The 16,225-nt window shown below is 40.4% G+C and carries 13 protein-coding genes and 1 other annotated feature; of the genes, 2 read left to right on the top strand and 11 right to left on the bottom strand.

The window, feature by feature from the left end; translation table 11 throughout:
* Positions 1-127: 127 nt before the first annotated feature.
* The 6 genes from nrdJ to AC5WOE_RS15460 form a co-directional block, all read right to left on the bottom strand.
* Positions 128-2,392 carry a ribonucleoside-triphosphate reductase, adenosylcobalamin-dependent gene (nrdJ, locus tag AC5WOE_RS15485; RefSeq protein ID WP_496052950.1) on the bottom strand — a complete coding sequence of 755 codons (2,265 nt, stop codon included), beginning with the start codon at positions 2,390-2,392 and terminating at the stop codon, positions 128-130.
* Positions 2,393-2,708: 316 nt separating this feature from the next.
* Positions 2,709-3,143, bottom strand: a complete 435-nt coding sequence (locus AC5WOE_RS15480) for a DoxX family protein (RefSeq protein ID WP_496052949.1) — start codon at positions 3,141-3,143, stop codon at positions 2,709-2,711.
* Between the two features lie 20 nt (positions 3,144-3,163).
* A complete protein-coding gene (locus AC5WOE_RS15475; protein ID WP_496049377.1) occupies positions 3,164-3,754 on the bottom strand; it encodes a TetR/AcrR family transcriptional regulator in 591 nt (196 codons plus the stop codon).
* 549 nt (positions 3,755-4,303) lie between these two features.
* The gene (locus AC5WOE_RS15470; RefSeq protein ID WP_496052948.1) at positions 4,304-5,872 is read right to left on the bottom strand and encodes a M2 family metallopeptidase; all 1,569 of its coding nucleotides are present in this window, start codon (positions 5,870-5,872) and stop codon (positions 4,304-4,306) included.
* 49 nt (positions 5,873-5,921) lie between these two features.
* Positions 5,922-6,863: an aromatic acid exporter family protein gene (locus tag AC5WOE_RS15465; RefSeq protein WP_496049380.1), complete on the bottom strand. Its 942-nt coding sequence runs from the start codon at positions 6,861-6,863 to the stop codon at positions 5,922-5,924.
* Positions 6,864-7,002: 139 nt separating this feature from the next.
* Positions 7,003-9,354, bottom strand: a complete 2,352-nt coding sequence (locus AC5WOE_RS15460; protein WP_496052947.1) for an endonuclease MutS2 — start codon at positions 9,352-9,354, stop codon at positions 7,003-7,005.
* 97 nt (positions 9,355-9,451) lie between these two features.
* Between AC5WOE_RS15460 and AC5WOE_RS15455 the strand changes: the two genes are divergently transcribed.
* Positions 9,452-9,787: a phage holin family protein gene (locus tag AC5WOE_RS15455; RefSeq protein ID WP_496049382.1), complete on the top strand. Its 336-nt coding sequence runs from the start codon at positions 9,452-9,454 to the stop codon at positions 9,785-9,787.
* Between the two features lie 35 nt (positions 9,788-9,822).
* On the opposite strand, the gene sleB is transcribed toward AC5WOE_RS15455, so the two are convergent.
* From sleB to AC5WOE_RS15430, 5 genes are all read right to left on the bottom strand, one after another.
* Positions 9,823-10,542 (bottom strand): spore cortex-lytic enzyme, encoded by a 720-nt coding sequence (gene sleB, locus AC5WOE_RS15450; RefSeq protein WP_496052946.1) that lies wholly within the window; start codon positions 10,540-10,542, stop codon positions 9,823-9,825.
* A 427-nt stretch (positions 10,543-10,969) separates the two neighbouring features.
* Positions 10,970-11,221, bottom strand: a complete 252-nt coding sequence (gene zapA, locus AC5WOE_RS15445; protein ID WP_240874653.1) for a cell division protein ZapA — start codon at positions 11,219-11,221, stop codon at positions 10,970-10,972.
* 12 nt (positions 11,222-11,233) lie between these two features.
* Positions 11,234-13,660 carry a phenylalanine--tRNA ligase subunit beta gene (pheT, locus tag AC5WOE_RS15440; protein ID WP_496049384.1) on the bottom strand — a complete coding sequence of 809 codons (2,427 nt, stop codon included), beginning with the start codon at positions 13,658-13,660 and terminating at the stop codon, positions 11,234-11,236.
* Between the two features lie 15 nt (positions 13,661-13,675).
* Positions 13,676-14,677 carry a phenylalanine--tRNA ligase subunit alpha gene (pheS, locus tag AC5WOE_RS15435; protein ID WP_496049385.1) on the bottom strand — a complete coding sequence of 334 codons (1,002 nt, stop codon included), beginning with the start codon at positions 14,675-14,677 and terminating at the stop codon, positions 13,676-13,678.
* A gap of 37 nt (positions 14,678-14,714) precedes the next feature.
* Positions 14,715-14,930 (bottom strand) — a binding site (T-box leader).
* A gap of 105 nt (positions 14,931-15,035) precedes the next feature.
* Positions 15,036-15,845: a TrmH family RNA methyltransferase gene (locus AC5WOE_RS15430; protein ID WP_496052945.1), complete on the bottom strand. Its 810-nt coding sequence runs from the start codon at positions 15,843-15,845 to the stop codon at positions 15,036-15,038.
* Positions 15,846-15,892: 47 nt separating this feature from the next.
* Between AC5WOE_RS15430 and sspI the strand changes: the two genes are divergently transcribed.
* Positions 15,893-16,102, top strand: coding sequence for a small acid-soluble spore protein SspI (gene sspI, locus AC5WOE_RS15425; RefSeq protein WP_496049387.1), 210 nt, complete (start codon positions 15,893-15,895; stop codon positions 16,100-16,102).
* Positions 16,103-16,225: the final 123 nt, after the last annotated feature.

Genomic DNA, 16,225 nt, shown 5'->3' with positions numbered 1-16,225 from the left:
TTCGATGGGCATGAAGATCTTGTTGGATCCCTAGACCTGCCCCTTCTCGATGAGCTTGACTTCGTGACGGTCACAGCCGCTGAGCGCCTCGGGGATCATATCACAAAACGTAGGCTTCTTACTAAAATCATCTTATTGGACAAACGCCACCTTTACATTCTCCGATGACATCCGCATCGTCCTCTTCTTCCATTCTCACTTCCCCAAGCATTTCCCAAGGTTTTGCGGTTATTTTTGCTTTCTTTTTCTCATACTCTTCTTTCGTAATAGCTTCCAATGGCATTTGAGGATACGTATTGGAGTCATGTGGTAGTAGAGAGGTAGATTTTAGTACTTGTGTAGATTGTTCGAGCACTGCTGCGATTTCTGCAATAGTATTTTCTTCTCTGCCCTCTTCTTTATTAAAGGTGAGTGTTGCAGAGACTGCGTTATCCGACCAGTAAGACTGCAGCAATGCTTGCACTGCTGCTTGCTCCGCTAGTGGAACATCATTTTCCGCTTGGAATTTTGGATGTTCGGCGGTAGGTGCTTTTGTTGGAAATTCTACGACAAGGGTATGTTGATCAATTTTAGGACTGCCGTCTTTTTGGAAACCTGAAATCACGGGTTCCACATAATATCCGCAATCGATCAAAGCTGGAATCAGCGGTGAATTTGCTGAAAATCGCACCCGGCGAATCATATATTTCGACCAGTGCCAATGCATACCAGGGCTAACACCCATGAGTAGGGACATCGAGCCTGAAGGTTTCACTGTTGTAAGTTTGATAGATGGTTTTGCTTCTAACTCCTCCGCATGAGTCAAGTTGGTTTCTTTGACTGCTTGGTACAGTCTATCCAATGCTGTTTCCACATCTTCATTGAAAATAGGTTGATGTTGTTCGTCAAATCCGAGCACTGCTCGATCTCCAAACTTCATCAGTACCCAATCGGCGATACCTGTTACTCCAACTCCTAATCGACGATGTTTTTCGATGATATTTCTCGTCACTTCCCATTCATAGTTTCGGAAAGTGATGCGGTATGCGTATCGAGTAGCCAACCAACTTGCTTCATTATACAGGTTACTGTCTTCTTTTCCCGCATCGATCAATTCATGTATTTTGGGTAAGTTGATCTCAAATAAATTGCATGGTGAGGCATTTGGTAATGTAATTTCACCACAAGGGTTAAATCCTTCGACTTCTCCATCGATATTTTCTTGCAGTCCTTCGGCAATTCTTCCATGGTGCTTGGAAAGCTCAATATTGACGATCCCTGGTTCCCCATTGTAGTAAATATTTTTCGCCATTTCTTCTAAATCTGCTGGTGTGACATCTTCGTCAATCGCAACACTGTTGTTGCTCGCCCAACGCCATTGACTTGCCTCTTGATTTTTCTCTAGGCTGTAGTTTTTTGATTCAATAAAGTCCTTGTCTTCTTTGTCCCCAATCAAGATAAGAGCAGTCCGGCGGACATTGCCAGCAACGACACAACAACCGATATTTTGAATGATGTCTCCCCACTCTACAGAAGGAACTTGCTCTCCCACTCTTTTATTGAGAATTTCATTTACTTTTCCCAGCATTTGCACGAGAGGTGCAGGGCCACTAGCGACACCGCCAAAGCCTTTTATTTCGGAACCACGAGGGCGAACTTCTGAGATGTCTATAACAAGATACTTATTTTCTTCAATAAAATGAGAATCAATTACCAATTGGAGTGCTTCTGCCCATCCTTCTCGACTGTCTTTTACTCGATAAATCGAAGCATCATCTTTGGCAACCACAGGAGCTACTCCTAAAGCATTGAGTTCCCCAAAATAATCGTCATGGTTTGGATCACTGATAAAATAAAGGGAAATCTCATTTTTTACTTTTGGCATCCTATTTGTATTTTTCCGTTGCAAATTTACGCCAACGCCTCCACCTTTCATCGCTTGATCAAATGTAAAGACGGCAGGCATGGAAGGCAGTAGCTCATCAATGGAGCCGATTGCTGGTTTAATCTTACTGACTCCATATTTTTGTGGACGCATGGAGATGAACCAACAATTGTTTTCTGCATCCCCTATTTTCTCTGCATAAGCCGTTCCAGACATCCATAGTCCGCGTCCTGGTGGTGTTAACACAAGATTAAACATCAGATGGTAAAATCGTTCCATCTCTTCTCGTAAGTTCGCTTCTTTCCCATAGTCCCATTTACCAATCTCTTTAAGACGCTTCTCTTCCAGTGAAAAGTTACCTTCGGTTACTCTCTTTACCGTTTCCCACCAAGCTTCTTGTGTCCCATCTGCTTTTTTTCGGGAATATGTGCGTAAGTAAACCATATATCCGAGACCTTCAAAGCCCCATTTTGGATTTTTGCCTATATATTGCTCTAAAAAATTATCGGATAAGTGCATTTGTCTCATTTCCTTTTCTCTCTAATTTATGGATAGGTATCGATATCGATATGTTTTAAGTTTGGATGCAGGTATGACTGCTAATAATCAATATGTAGCCCTATTTGAGTATAACTCATACTATATATTGAGAAAAGGGGGTAAACGGAAGTGAAAAGAATCTAATTTTTCGTGCAATAATGGAACAATAGAGAAGTACTTCCTGCTTTCATTTTGTTAGTATCAATCGAAAAATCTTCCTTTATTCCTTGGAAAAATCAAAAAAGAAACCGTTTTCCTCTATTTTCTGAAAAGGTTTCTTTTTCTTTCTTATAACGTTCTCCATTTACCCTGCCAACAAGACAGCAGCTAGGAAAATGATTTGCAAGATTGTGCGAACCACGATTTTAGGAGTCGATTGTCCAGCTATCGTCAATCCTTCTCGCGCTGCTTTTATATTTGCAGGAAACATTGCGACTAGCATAATTGCTAATCCCAACGAAGCGTATACAGACGTTTGGGGGATAACGATACCAATAGCCCCTATGATCTCTAACCATCCTGTAACAGTTACCAATAAATCAGGACTTGGAAAAGAACTCGGTACCATTCGAATTAAATCTTCCCGACGTTTTCCCCAGTGAGCAGACGCTGTGAGTAAAAACATCATCGCTACTGCCCCCTGTAAAGGAGTATACCATTCATCAAAATAAGAAACTCCTGCAAATCCAATCAAACGAAAAATGACAAATGAAACAAGTAACGCAATCAAAGGTGCCATATTCGTTCCTCCTCATCATATTATTTTTTTATTAGCTGTTGGTTGATGAACGAAATAAAGTCTGAAACCCCAAATGATGCTTCTACATTAGGGATAGCAGAACGTAATCGAATCCCATAAGATATCAAAACAAACATTTCGGCTGTTTTTTTAATATCGAGCTCTTTGGGAATAACACCATGGATTTGACCTTGTTCAATCCAAGCTTTGGAGTAAGAATAGGATTGATCATAAAAACGGGTGAGCACTTCTCCCACAACTGGTTGATCTGATTTACTGAGAAGATACATCCATACTTGATTGGTGATATCATTTTTATCTTCTAACTCCCATAAACTATCAGCTATTTGCTTCATAGGCTGTTCAAAGTTTGGATTTTTAGCCACTTGTTGCATAAATCTTTCGTTGACTTGTTCTAAGCGATCTTGCAAAACCCAAGTAAACAGTTCGTCTTTGCTTTTGATATAGTGAAAAATGGCTCCTTTGGATAAACCGGAAGTGTTGACGATATCAGCCATTGTAATTGCTTCGCATCCCTTTGATTGAATGAGGGATATTACCGTATCGAGTAATAATTTTTTGGTTTGAAAACGACGTTCTTCTTGTTTCATGTTTTACCTCCATACCTGATAATTTTATTATATATACCGGACGTTGGTTTGTAGATGGTTTTAAAAAACCTAGGTTATTATTTTCCTAGGTTGTGTTTCGGGACTCCTGAGTGGCACTTGCGCACCACTCAGGATCGGAATCATGCAGGCGTCAGCCTGCGTTCAACGGCTTGACCGTCAGCGTGGCTCCCACACGACCAGTGAAGCTGCGCTGGCCGCTCTCATCGACTAGTACTACAGGGCCGCCAGACGTGAGTGTGAAGAGGTTGTTTTCTTTGTCCTCCACTCCACAAAACGTGAGATTGCCTCCGTTCTTTCCGGAGCGAAGCGGAATGGGGATGCCATCCGCCAAGAGCTCCATATCAGAGCTGACAGTCAACTGATGGACACGAGTTTCTCTGGCGTTCTCAGTCATGATTCCCTTTTGAGTAAAGGTTGATGTACACCTTCTGTGGCATTATAACATAAAGCATTGGAATTCGATCCAAAAATATAAATCTTCTTTGTAATGTTTATATGAAATCCAATAATTTTAAAATAAGCATCTCATCATAATACAAATTGTTTCACAAAATACGCTGGGTTTAACGCTTCACCTGTCGCCCCTTTGATCAATCCACGCCAATCGGTGCGATCCCCTGGTTGGAATACTTTTTGAATAAAGAACTGTCCTGTTTGCTCTGTAAAGATTTCCGATGAAACATGCTCTTGAATATAATAATGCATTTGTGAGGCCATCAATTCCCCTAACAAATAGTTTTGATAATAAACTGGTGCGATCGTGAAGTGAATTTTTGCTGCCCAATGTGGGTAATCTTGATTCTTTGGAGGCTCTACTCCTTGAATATCTTTCACCAGTTTCCACCATAATGCATTTAAGTCTTGATCTGGATTCCGATATAACTCTCTTTCAAAAAAGACAAATGTAATAATCCACCGAGCCATGATTAGCATTTTTCGTTGCTGCATTTTGTGTTGCAGAGGCATCCAGGATATAAGCTCCTCTTTGGATAAGCCCATAAATTTATGTAACCATTCTTCTTCTTTTGCCATTCTCCCAAAAAACATGGCGACAGCTTCTGTTGTAAAAATATGTGAATGAGTACGCAGGGCAAATGGCAGATCACGATCTACGTATTTATCATAGACAGCATGCCCAAATTCATGAAGCATCGTCTCCAGCCAATATTGATTCGATTGAATATTGCACAGTACCCTTACATCACCTTGACGATCTATATCTAAGCAAAACGCATGTTGATTTTTATTTGGCCGTTCATATAGATCACTTTTTGCTAGTAAATCACGAATTTCCATACCGAGCGAAGAAAAAGTATCAATTGTAAGCTGTTCGATATTTTTTCCTTTTAAATAGGGAGTTAAATCTGTTCCTGGAATGGACGGAGCCTCTTGGAAAAACGGATCATGATAGTGCCATGGATATAACACTTTATCCGTAATACCATATTGGTTTCTCAACTCGTCATCCAACTCTGTCTTAACGCGTTTAAATGGTTCATCAGTTTGACGGACAAGGTCTTCAAAAACGGAAAAAACTTCCTCTAAGTTTAATTCTGCTAACTCAAATGACATTTCATAGTGGTCTTTGTAACCAAGTGATTGAGCTGCTTTGTTTCGCAGTTTTACCAATTGAAGTAACCCAGTTTCTACTTCTTTTCCGATCTGCTTACTCGCATGCCATATTTTTTCTCGTTGTTCCATATCTGTGCTTGTCAGGAGCGTTTCTCGAATGATATTTTCGGTTACTTCTTTTCCATCCACTTTCGCCCGGAATGTATTAAATTGATTACTCAAAGTAGAGGAAAGCTGCACCAACTCATGAATAATTTCTGAAGAAAGCTGGTTGGAGAATGCATCTTGATACAGACGCTCTACTTGTCTCGCCTCTAAGCTATCTTTTTTGACTTCTTGTCGCAGTGCTTTCAGCTTTTCAAAACGTTCTTTGTCAGAGACATATTGACGGTACGCTTTTTCCGCTTCCATCTCCGCTTTTTGCCATTTTTCTTCTCCTGTCGTATTCACATTCCACATTGCTTCACTTAAAGTCCCTAGCATGGAACTCAACTTTTTATTTTCATCACGAAGAAAACGATCCATTTGAGGTTCCCCCTATTTATCATCCCTAAATCAATCAATGAAAATACTTTTATTTTGCCAATCTTTTTTTGATCTTTAAATATCTCTTTATCTCATTCATAATCAGGAAAAGCGTAGCTCTCATATTAAATTCTTCTTCTGTACTAGGCAGCGGCAATTTACGATACTCTTGTGTCATTTCCATTAGCTGTTCTAGATAAATATCTGCGGTATTTCCCGGGTGAACCCCTTCTGCCAATTGATCTAAAAAATCTGCTAGTTTTTCACCTTGATCTGAGTAGGGGTGGAAAGAAACCAAATGAGGAATCAAATGATCGATGAGATCGAATTGTTTATCTCTCATTTGAAAGTAACGATAAAACTTCAACTCCTCATCATCAAAACGATTTTCTACATTGTGTACGGATCGTTCTTTTGCTTCTTTTAATAGTCTATTTGTCTCGACGATCTCCATTCCACTCCAATCATGATCTCCTTCACGTAGATATCGAGCCATCTCATGGAAAATAATCCGAAAATTTTCTTCAATTTTTTGTTGATACCTGCGCAGCTCTTGGTCTGCGCTAGGCATAAATAAATTCAGCAACAAACCAACCGTAATCCCGATTATCATCAGAGCGAGTTCATTAATGACAAGTTGCCAAGTAATATGCTTCATTACATATAAATGAAAGATAAACACGGAACTTGCAATAACACTCTCTTTAGCTTTAAAACGGATCATCAATGGAATACTGATGAGCAAGATAACGATAATTGCCCATGGGTTATAGCCTAAAACAGTAAATATGGCGGCTGCCACACTCAAACCGATCAAGCAAGCTAAAAAACGCTGCCATGCAATCTCGTATGATTTTTTTCTCGTTCGTTGGATGCACAGCATAGTAACGGTACCAGCGGATGCGTAAAAAGTAAGCTGAAATGCTTGGGCAATCGCAATGGATATACCCGCTCCAATAGCTGTTTTTAGGATTCTAGAACCAATTTTCACTATGTGTCACCTTCGATTGCTGTATCGAGTAGAATTTATGTTTTATGTTGCATGATAATAGAACCATAGAATACCAATTACCAAAAAGAGCAGGGATACCCCGCCCAAAATCGGAGGTAAATATTTCATTCCAATTCCCTCACTTTAATTCTACTACAGTAACTCCAAGACCGCCTTCACTGTATTCTCCATTTCGAAACGCAGCAACTCGACGGTGTTTCGCGAGATAGGCATGGACTCCTTTACGAAGGGCTCCTGTGCCTTTTCCATGAATAAGATGTACTTGCTTAAATCCAGCAAGGATCGCATCATCTAAGTATTTTTCAATATCGACAAGTGCCTCTTCCACCAATTTTCCTCTAAGGTCTATTTCTGATTTTACAAAAGACCGACTGCGGACAGAAGTTATTGGCTTTGTAGCAGTTGCAGTTGATTTTAGTTTGGTAAGTCCTGAGCGATCTAATACCAACTTTAGAGAGCCAACTTGCACCCGGTATTGATCATCAGCCAGCACCTCGACAATCGTACCTTTTTGCCCAAAGCTCTTCGCCTTTACTTCATCTCCAACAATCAATTGTTCCTTTTCAGGAGCAAAGATTTCCGTCTGTGCTACTAAAGTAACGCCTGGATTAGCTTGTTGTAACCTGCTGCGTGCTTCTGTCAGCTTATGTTCTTTTACATCTTGCGGACGTTCTTTGGCCCATTGACGAAGCTCTGACAGCACTTCATCTGCTTCACGTGTTGCAATATTTACAATCGAGCGAGCTTCTTGTCTTGCCTTCTCTTGCAATTGAAACTTTTCTTCTTCCCATAATTGCCATTTCTCGCGTATTTCTTGATATAATCTCTCTGCATCTTCCCTGAGTGACAGGGCTTTTATGCCTTCTTCTTCTGCTTCTCGTTTCGCTTTAGCCAAAGAGGTAATTACTTCTTCTAGTCTGCTCTCTTCTTGCGATATCTCTTTTTTGGCTGCTTCGATAATTTCATCGGACAATCCTAACCGCTTTGCAATCGAAAAAGCATTGGACTCACCAGGTACCCCGACTTCTAACTTATAAGTCGGGCGAAGGGTTTCCACATCAAACTGCACACTTGCATTCACTGCTTTTGGATGGGTATGGGCAAATACTTTTAGTTCACTGTAATGAGTGGTAGCTACAATCGAACAACCAATTTGAAGCACATGATTTAAAATAGCTACTGCCATGGCAGCCCCTTCGGTTGGATCTGTACCAGCGCCAAGTTCATCGAATAAAACCAAACTACGCCCATCTATCTCGTGTAATATTCGAATAATTTTTGTCATGTGGCTAGAAAATGTACTCAAACTTTGCTCGATGCTCTGTTCATCGCCAATATCTGCATATACCCCACTGTATACAGGCATTACGGTTCCATCTAACGCAGGAATGGGAAATCCACTCTGCGTCATTAGCGCTAACAAACCAACGGTTTTTAATGTAACTGTCTTACCACCCGTATTGGGACCAGTAATGATAATGGCATGGGTTTCACTCCCTAATTCAAGATCGATAGGAACAGCTAATTCTCGATCGAGAAGAGGATGACGAGCTTCGTTTAGCTTAAGTGGCCCCTTTTGGGTTATCTTTGGAACAATGGCTCGCTCTACCCTTGCATACTCTGCTTTAGCAAATAAACCATCCAGTTCTCCTAAGATTGCTACATTTTCGGTTAATTCGTTGGTTACTTCTGCTACTAAGTTAGATAGAGCAGCTAAAATTTTATCTATCTCTCGAGATTCTTCTAATTCCCATGTTCGCAGTTGATTATTGAGAGCCACTATAGATTGAGGTTCGATATACAAGGTAGCACCGGATGCAGACTGATCATGAATAATACCAGCAAGAGAACCTCGATACTCTGCTTTGATCGGAATGACATATCGTTCATTTCGAATCGTAATTAATGATTCTTGGAGCATTTTTTGAATTTGGGAAGAACGAAGCATCTGCTGTAATGTTTCTTGTATCCGTTGTCTTCCTGTAATCAGCTTTTGTCGAATTGCTCGAAGCTCTTCGCTCGCTGTACTCTTTACTTCTAAATCTTCACTAATACATCGTTTTATTTCAGTTTCAAGATCATCCAAGCTAGCAATTTGCTCACAGTTCTTCCGCAAATAAGGGAGCGTTGCACTTTCTTCTGGAAGTTGACGCATTGCCGATTTTACTTGACGACCAGCGTGAATCGTTGTAGATACTGCCCAGCATTCTTCTATCAGCAAAATACTGCCTTTTGTTACGCGTTTTAACGCTACTCGAATATCTTCTAATCCATAAAGCGAGACTTCTCCTTTAAGACGTAAAAAATCCATCGCTTCCTGGGTAATTCGAAGTTGTTGTTCCACATGGAAATAATCAGAGGATGGCTTCATCGCTTCTATTACCTCTTGTCCAAGTGAAGTCATTGCTAAATTTTTAATCCTATTTTTTATCGTCGGATATTCCAATGTATTCCATGATGAATCTTCCACTTTCCTACACCTCCGTGCCAGCAAACATTTTTATTATAACACTATAGGAGTAAAAAACAGCAATGGATACAGACTAGAGATAGGGAGGTGTTATATTTTGCGCCATGTCATTCGCTTTATTGTGTCTGCAATCGTTTTAGGTGTGGTTGCCTTTTTGGTTCCCGGATTTCGAATTGCTGGTTTTGGCTCTGTATTGCTAGCTGCTTTAGCTATTATGGTAGTCGGCTGGTTGATCGAAAGCCTCACTGGACATAAAATAACTCCCTATGGCAGAGGAATTGTCGGATTTTTAGTGAGCGCAGCCATCTTATATGTGATTCAATTTATCGTGCCGGGATATCGGATTGGTTTCTTGTCTGCACTAATTGCATCGCTTTTGATCGGGATAATCGATATTTTTGTTCCTACTACAAGATCGAAAGCAGCCGAGTAGAAAAAGGGTTACTGGATTTCGTCCAGTAACCCTTTTTATTTACAGAATATGTGTTTTCCTATTTTTTTAATTTGCGGTCTGCTCCAAATCCATTTTGATGTCGCCGTATCTGGATTAAAGTAATAAGTCGCTCCACCTGAGGGGTCCCATCCATTGATAGCATCTGAAACTGCATTTCGAGCTGTACCATTGGGGGTTAACCAAATTTGACCATCTGCTACGGATGTAAAGGCAAGAGGTTCAAATATAATCCCTGAGACCGTATTGGGAAAGTTTGAGTCTTCTAACCGATTTAAGATAACAGCTGCAACTGCAACTTGTCCAGTATATGGTTCTCCCCGGGCTTCTCCATATACAGCTTGAGCGAGCAGTTTGAGGTCTTGAGCTGAAAATCCACTGGAAGACTGCACGGGTTTACTTGTGCTTGTAGTTCCGCTTGGCTTCCAAGCCTTCGTGGCTTGCCACAACTTTAACTTTGTCTCTGCCCCTACAAGTCCATCTGATTTCAAGCCAAACTTCCATTGAAACCATGTTACCGCATTTTTTGTTTTTACTCCAAAGGAACCATCTATTTTACCAGCATAGTATCCTAAATGCTTTAATCTTCCTTGTAATTCATAGACATCCCCGCCACTGGCGCCATAACGAAGCGTTGTTTTCCCAAAAGGCTTAGCTTCCACGACTTGATTACTGACCAAAAATGGTACAAATAAGATACAAATAAGGGTTACGACAACAACCCACTTCTTTCTCAACTGCCAAACACAACCTTTCTCTAGGTTGAAATCTAACAGTATTATTCCTCTTACGAATTTCCCTATACATCCATAATTTTGTGAAAAAAGTAAGATATATTATTTTTTAATATTGAATAATGGAAATATAATGTTTAAACTGAACTCGAGGTCTCGTGAGGGAAACTCCCTTCCGCCACCTCAGGAGCTCCAATGCCACTTACCATCTCCCCAAATGGGTCAAGTGACCTGCCATTCGCAATCGTCGCGATTGTGCTGGGTGCAGTCTGTGTTCTTGTTTGTGGGATCAACAGGTTCCGCAACAGAAACAGAAGAGACGCGAAGCAGTGAGCTCTGCGCAGTCGGGACCCTTGGGACCCGGCTGCGCACCCAAAAAATTCATTTACATATAAAAAATCCACTCCGTTAAGAAGTGGATTTCAAAATTTTAAATTGATTCATCTTCAACCAAATGCATGAGCTCATCAAACTCTTGTTTTAGTCGCAAAAATTCATCAGCTATGTTACAAGCAGATAGAACAGCTAATTTGGTGGTGTCTAACCGTGGGTTCATCTCCGCAAGTTCTCGCATCTTGTTGTCCACAAGACTAGCCACCTCACGCATATGCGCAGGGTTTGCTTTGCTGACTATGGGGTAAGATTGACCATATATTTCGACAGACATTTTATTTTTGCTCATAGGACCACCACATTATTGTCTCAATTTTGCCCCAAATGTCTCCTCTAAATATGCCACTACTCCACTGTGTGCGTGTTGCACTTCATCATCTGTTAGCGTGCGATCATCAGATCGATAGACGAGATTAAAGGCAATACTCTTCTTACCATCCTCTACTTGTTCCCCCGTAAAGACATCAAATAAAGTCACTGTTTTGAGTAATTCTCCAGCAACAGCTCGAATCCCTGCTTCAATCTGACTCACTGGAACAGATTCTTCTACGATCAATGCCAAGTCTCGTGTTATCCCAGGATATCTTGGTATTGGCTGATAATTGAGTTCATCAAAGGACGCGTCTAGCAGCAGTTCTTGATCAAGTTGACATACTACCGTATCATCTAAATCATATTTTTTACTCAAAGCTGGATGAAGTTGACCTAATATCCCTATCACTTGATTATCACGTTTGATAATCGCGGTACGGCCTGGATGGAATCCTTCCACTTGAATTGCTTCATAATCCACATCAGTAATATGAAGACGTTCCAATAAAGTAGTAAGTACACCTTTTGCTGTAAAGAAATCTCCGCCTTTTTGAGCTGCGTTTGCCCAATTTGCCTGGTGATAGTTTCCCGTCAGCAAAAATGCAAGTTGAAAACGTTCCTCTGGAAGAGTATGTTGGTTATCTTCGCTAGCAAGATACACTTTTGCTAACTCAAAGATAGAAACATCTGTAACACCATGGTTTCGATTATGAGCTGCAACTTGCACCAATTGCGGTAGCAAATTAGTACGCAAAATTGCATGTTCATTACTCATTGGCATCGCAATCGGAATAGGAATATACGGAACTGTTAATGGGTACGCAATTTCTTGCTCTTGTGCTTCCGAAGTCAAACTATAGGTAATAACTTCATTCAAGCCAAGATCACGCAAAGTATGGCGAATTACTTGTCTTTTCTTCTGTTCCCATGTTCTTTCTCCAGGTTGCTGTTGTCCCCACAGTAAAGATGTAGGTATGCGATCATATCCATATAGACGAGCTACTTCTTCAATCAGATCCACTTCTAGATTTATATCAGGTCGACGAATTGGAACTCTTACAACATATACCCCTTCATCTGCGATTGCTGGAAACTGTAAACGTTCAAAGATATTTAAGACTTCTGATTGTTCCAACTGTACACCCATGACAGTAGTGAGACGATCATGTCGAAGTGTTAAGTCTATGGCATCCACTTCCCCAAAACCTTCTACTACCATCTCTGATGCTACTTCCCCATAAGCTATCTCACGCAAAAGTTGCACAGCACGGGCTAAAGCAGGCTGTACTCGTTCCGGATTCACACCGCGCTCAAATCGATGATTTGCCTCTGAACGAAGTCCGAGTTTACGAGAGGTTTTACGAACCACTTGTGGATCAAAATAAGCTGATTCCAATAAAATAGTAGAAGTCACAGAAGTTACTTCACTTGATTCCCCACCCATAATCCCCGCTAAACCTAAAATTTCATGACCATCTGTAATGAGTAACGTCTCATCGTCACAGGTACGAGTAACACCATCCAATGTCACCACTTGTTCCCCTTCGACTGCGCGACGCACAACAATCTGACCAGCCCGTACTTGTTCGTAATCAAAAGCATGTAAAGGTTGACCTGTTTCTATCATGACATAGTTGGTGATGTCTACAATATTATTGATTGGACGTATACCAGCTGTTATCAATCTATTTTGCATCCATTGTGGGGAAGGACCGATACGCAAGTTGTGAACAACTTGTGCAGAATAGATCGGACAATCTCCTTCACTTTGGATGGTAATGGTCAGGGGAGCGATTTGCTCAGGTGACTCCTCCACTTCCACTTCCGGTAAACGAAGCTCACGATCAAAAATAGCTGCTATTTCATAGGCTACACCGAACATACTTAAGCAATCGGATCGATTTGGAGTAAGTTGCAATTCGATCGCTTGATCATTCATACCCAGATATTGTTTGATATCTTGACCGATACGAGCATCTTTACCAAGAACTAAAATACCGTCTTGTTGTTCTTTCATCAAAACCTTATCTGGAAGACCTAATTCTTTTGCAGAACAGATCATACCGTTTGACTCGACACCGCGAAGTTTTGTTCTTTTTATTTTTATCTCCCCAGGCAGTGTTGCCCCCTCCAACGCTACAGGGACCAACTGACCAGCAGCAACATTTTTTGCTCCACATACAATTTGCAAAGGAGTAGCATGACCCACATGCACGGAACAAATATTCAATCGATCTGCCTCAGGATGAGGAGTACAGTTGAGTACTTTTCCCACTACAACACGGGATACACCTGCATCTCTTGTATAAATAACTTCCACTTCTATTCCTGTACGATTTAGCTCTTCCGCAATATCTTCAGGTGAAATCCCTTTTAAATCTACATATTCCGATAACCATTCATATGAAACTAACATGTTTTACCCTCCTTCTTAAACCGACTTAAATTGTTTAATAAAACGTAAATCATTTTGATAAAAATTGCGAATATCATCTATATCGTATTTTAAAATAGCGATTCGCTCTGCCCCGATACCAAAAGCGAATCCAGTATATTTTTCTGAATCATATCCTGCTTTCTCTAAAACAGTCGGGTGTACCATACCAGCACCAAGGATCTCGATCCAACCTTTTTCAGGATGGAAGATATCTACTTCGACACTAGGCTCTGTAAACGGGAAATAACTTGGACGTAGTCGAACTTCTGTCTCTTCTCCAAACAATTGGTGAATAAGGTGAAGAAGCACACCATGAAGTTCACTCATGGATACACCACTATCTACTACTAATCCCTCAATTTGTGTAAATTGATGAGAGTGAGTAGAATCATCATCATCCCGACGATATACTTTTCCTGGGCTAATAATCCGAACAGGAACTTCCCCTTTTTTATCGATCATCGATCTTACTTGTACAGCAGAAGTATGAGTTCGAAGCAGCGTTTCAGGTGAAATATAAAAAGAATCCTGCATATCACGGGCTGGATGATTCTTCGGCAAATTTAACATTTCAAAATTGAAATAATCCGTTTCTACTTCGGGTCCTTCGGCAATATGAAAACCCATACCGATAAAAATATCTTCCACTTGTTCAAGCACTGCATTGATCGGATGTAAAGATCCGATAGAAATAGCCTTACCAGGAAGCGTAACATCCACATTTTCATGTGCTAATTTCTCTGCCAATTTTGCTTCTTCCAGCTTTGATTCAGCTTCATCAATCAAAGTACTGAGAGTTGCACGTACATCATTTACTAATGCTCCGATAATAGGACGTTCTTCAGCTGATAACTTTCCCATGCCTCTTAAGACACCAGTAATTTCACCTTTTTTTCCAAGGTATTTTACTTTTACTTCTCTTAGCGTTTCCAGGTCTTGTGCATCCACAATTACCCCGGACGCTTCTTCTTGCAGTGCTAATAATCGATCACGCATCGCACGCTCCCCTTTAAAAAAGAAAAATCTCCCATCCCTAAGGGACGAGAGTTCGCGGTACCACCCTTGTTGAGGAGAAATATCTCCCCCACTTTTTGCTGATAACGGCAGCAGCTTGCCGGTCCCCCCTACTGAAGTTTCAAGGGGCAGCTCGAGAGTGAATAACACAAGTAGCGCTATGGAAAAGTTTCCAGTCAAGACTTTTCCTCCCTGTAATAGATACATTGTGCCCTGTCTCTGTCATTGCCAAAAATATAATGAATAAAGATCGCAACCATTATATCGGATCAGAGAAAAACTTGCAATTCCTAAAGTTAATATTCATGATATCTTTGATGATTTGTTGAAAACATTAAAATCATATCTTTTGTTCATTCATTTTTATGTGATGATGTTGTCTGAGGTGTTCATATAAAAGCATTCCTGCTGTGATGGATACATTATAGGATTCTGCCCTTCCTATCATGGGAACCATCAATGCTTGATCAATTTGTTGTAAAACAGCTTCTTGTATTCCCCTTCCCTCATTTCCAAGTACAATCGCCACTTTTGTTGGAAACGAATAATTAAATGTATAAATACCATTATGAGGCGAAGTTCCTACTACTGTTATATTTTTCTGCCTTAACATAGGAATCACTTCCAGTAAATCTGCCTCTGCGATTGGTAAGTGAAAGACAGCTCCCATCGTCGAACGAATTACCTTGCTATTGTATGGATCAACGGTTCCCTTTCCTAGTACCACTAAATCAACACCAGCGGCAGACGCCGTTCGCAAGATTGTGCCGAGGTTACCTGGGTCTTGTATTTCATCCAGCAAAAGTATTAAATTACTTTTCTCCAACTGGTTTTCGATATTCCAGTGAGGTATAGTGACTTCTGTAATAACACCTTGTGATTGCTCTGTATCAATCAAAGTTGAAAAAATAGGAGCACTTAGCTGATACACTGGAATATGTGCTTGATTTGCTTCTATCAATTTTTCCGAGTCTACAAATCCTTCTCGAATGATAATGGATCTTATTTCCCCTTTTACTATCAAGGCTTCTTGCAATAAATGGACGCCTTCTGCTAAATAAGCTCCTCCTGATTGGCGACCTTTTTTGGACAGCAATTTTTTCCAACGTTTAACTTGTTGGTTTTGGGGAGAAGTTATGGAATAGTACATAAAAAATTCTCCTTCATTCACATAGGAGATCTATGAGGTGATAGTATATGAATTTTAACATACGAGGAGCAGTTATCCAAAATATTCAACATATGAATAACAATGAGTTAGTTGGTTTAATCGAAGATTCGATCACCCAAGGTGAAGAAAAACTACTTCCTGGTCTTGGGGTGTTGTTTGAAGTAATTTGGAAAAATAGCGATGAGGCAGAACAACAAACCATGATCCAGACATTACATGATAGAATCCAAAATTAAGCAAAAGCTTTCTTCCCTTGTTTTCTTTCTTTTTTCATTCACCCCAAACTTTTGTTCTGCTTATTTATTTCGTAGTTTATAACAAGAGTGGGAATGATTGCAACTCAAAGTTTGAAAACATAA

The organism is Shimazuella sp. NTD248, assembly GCF_059510395.1.
This window is presented reverse-complemented; position numbering and strand designations above follow the sequence as displayed.

Bases quoted from the DNA above. Each gene is read 5' to 3' on its own strand.
- AC5WOE_RS15480 (WP_496052949.1), bottom strand. From the start codon at position 3,143: ATGGCACCTTTGATTGCGTTACTTGTTTCATTTGTCATTTTTCGTTTG.
- nrdJ (WP_496052950.1), bottom strand. From the start codon at position 2,392: ATGAGACAAATGCACTTATCCGATAATTTTTTAGAGCAATATATAGGC.
- AC5WOE_RS15430 (WP_496052945.1), bottom strand. From the start codon at position 15,845: ATGTACTATTCCATAACTTCTCCCCAAAACCAACAAGTTAAACGTTGG.
- AC5WOE_RS15470 (WP_496052948.1), bottom strand. From the start codon at position 5,872: ATGGATCGTTTTCTTCGTGATGAAAATAAAAAGTTGAGTTCCATGCTA.
- sspI (WP_496049387.1), top strand. From the start codon at position 15,893: ATGAATTTTAACATACGAGGAGCAGTTATCCAAAATATTCAACATATG.
- pheT (WP_496049384.1), bottom strand. From the start codon at position 13,660: ATGTTAGTTTCATATGAATGGTTATCGGAATATGTAGATTTAAAAGGG.
- AC5WOE_RS15475 (WP_496049377.1), bottom strand. From the start codon at position 3,754: ATGAAACAAGAAGAACGTCGTTTTCAAACCAAAAAATTATTACTCGAT.
- pheS (WP_496049385.1), bottom strand. From the start codon at position 14,677: ATGCGTGATCGATTATTAGCACTGCAAGAAGAAGCGTCCGGGGTAATT.
- zapA (WP_240874653.1), bottom strand. From the start codon at position 11,221: ATGAGCAAAAATAAAATGTCTGTCGAAATATATGGTCAATCTTACCCC.